2 protein-coding genes are annotated in these 1,491 nt (G+C 77.7%); one reads left to right on the top strand and one right to left on the bottom strand.

Annotated features, from left to right (window positions below; translation table 11 throughout):
* The first annotated feature begins 19 nt into the window (after positions 1 to 19).
* Positions 20 to 700, top strand: a complete 681-nt coding sequence (locus tag FNQ90_RS22865) for a response regulator transcription factor (RefSeq protein ID WP_323380132.1) — start codon at positions 20 to 22, stop codon at positions 698 to 700.
* Between the two features lie 160 nt (positions 701 to 860).
* On the opposite strand, the gene FNQ90_RS22860 is transcribed toward FNQ90_RS22865, so the two are convergent.
* Positions 861 to 1,491: MmyB family transcriptional regulator (locus FNQ90_RS22860; protein WP_182608084.1), on the bottom strand; the 631-nt coding region annotated here is incomplete at its 5' end.

Below are 1,491 nucleotides of genomic sequence, written 5' to 3'. Positions count from 1 at the left end.
GGTTCCGAAGGGGGAGGACGTGACGAGCGTGCGGGTGGTGGTCGTGGACGACCGCCGGTTGGTGGCCGAGGCGTTGGCCTCGGCGCTGCGGGTGCGCGGCCACCGGGTGCCGGCCGTCGCGGCCCCGCTGTCCCGGGCGGCCGAGCTGGTGGCCGCCAAGCAGCCCGAGGTGTGTCTGTTCGGCACCGCCGCGCCGGAGGCGGACGGCGCGCTGGAGGCGTTGTCCCGCATCCACCGGGAGAGTCCCCGCACGGCGGTGGTGGTGCTCGGTCCGGTGCCGCGTCCGCGCGGGGTGGCGGCGGTCTTCGCGGCCGGCGCCAGGGGATACGTGCGCGAGGACGAGCGGGTCGAGGGCGTGGAGCGGGCGATGGCCCGGGCCCGTTCGGGGGAACCGGCGGTGGCGCCGCAACTGTTGCGGGAGGCGTTCACCGAACTGCTGAACCCGCGTTCGGCGCCGGACGCCGAGGGGTCCCGGCTGGCGGGGCTGCTGACCGAGCGCGAGGCGGACGTGCTGCGCCGCATCGTGGAGGGCGAGGACACCCGGCTGATCGCCACCGGTCTCGGGGTGGCGCCGAGCACGGCCCGCACCCACGTGCAGCGGTTGCTGTCGAAGCTGGGGACGACCTCCCGGTTGGAGGCGGCGGCGCTGGCCGTCCGCACCGGCCTGCTCGACCGGCTGCCCGGCCCGCGCCGACCCTGACCGGGCCGGGGGCCCGAGACCGGTCACCGGTCCGGGGCGCCGGCGGGCCCACGGGCCCACGGGCCGGAAGGTGTCGCGCCGGGAGCGTGCGCCCCGGCCCCGCCGCGGGGCCCGGTGGGTGCCGCCCGCCGGGTCGTCGGGTCGCGGGGCCGCCCGGGGCTCAGGCGACGCCGCCCCGGTCCCCCGGGCCGCGCGTCGGTTCCCGGTCCGATCCGGGCCGGTGACGACCCCGGCCGGTCCAGCCGGAGAGGAAGGCCAGGCCCTCCCCGGAGGGGGAGTCGGGCTCGGCGCCGTACACCACCAGGCTCCGGTCCTCGGCGCCGCGCAGATCCATCACACCGAAGTCCAGGTCGAGTTCGCCGACCACCTGGTGGATGAACCGTTTGCGGCCGGTGGTGTGAGCGCGCACCCGGTACCCCGACCACCAGCGCCGGAAGTCGGCGTCGACCTCGGACAGCTCTTCCACCAGACGGGCCGGCCCGGGGTCCTCGGGGTACCGAGCGGCCTCCATCCGCAGGTGGGCGACGCACTGCGCGCCGACCCTCTCCCACTCCGCGTACCGGCCGCGCACCTCCGGATCGCGAAAGGCGAGCCGGACGAGGTTGCGCTCCCGGGCCGGGTAACGGCCGAAGTCGGTCAACAGGCCGGCGGCGAGGTCGTTCCAGGCGAGGATGTCCAGCCCGCGCCCCAGGACGAGGGCGGCCGTGCCGGTCATGCCCTCCAGCAGCGCGAGCGTGGCGGGGTCGAGCGGGGGCTCCTCCCGGCGGGCGGTCGGGGCGGAGCCCCGGGAG

It is taken from the genome of Streptomyces alkaliphilus (genome assembly GCF_014141535.1).
Classification (GTDB): Bacteria; Actinomycetota; Actinomycetes; order Streptomycetales; family Streptomycetaceae; genus Streptomyces; species Streptomyces alkaliphilus.
Note: the sequence above shows the minus strand (reverse complement) of the source record. Positions and strands in the feature narration are given on the sequence as shown.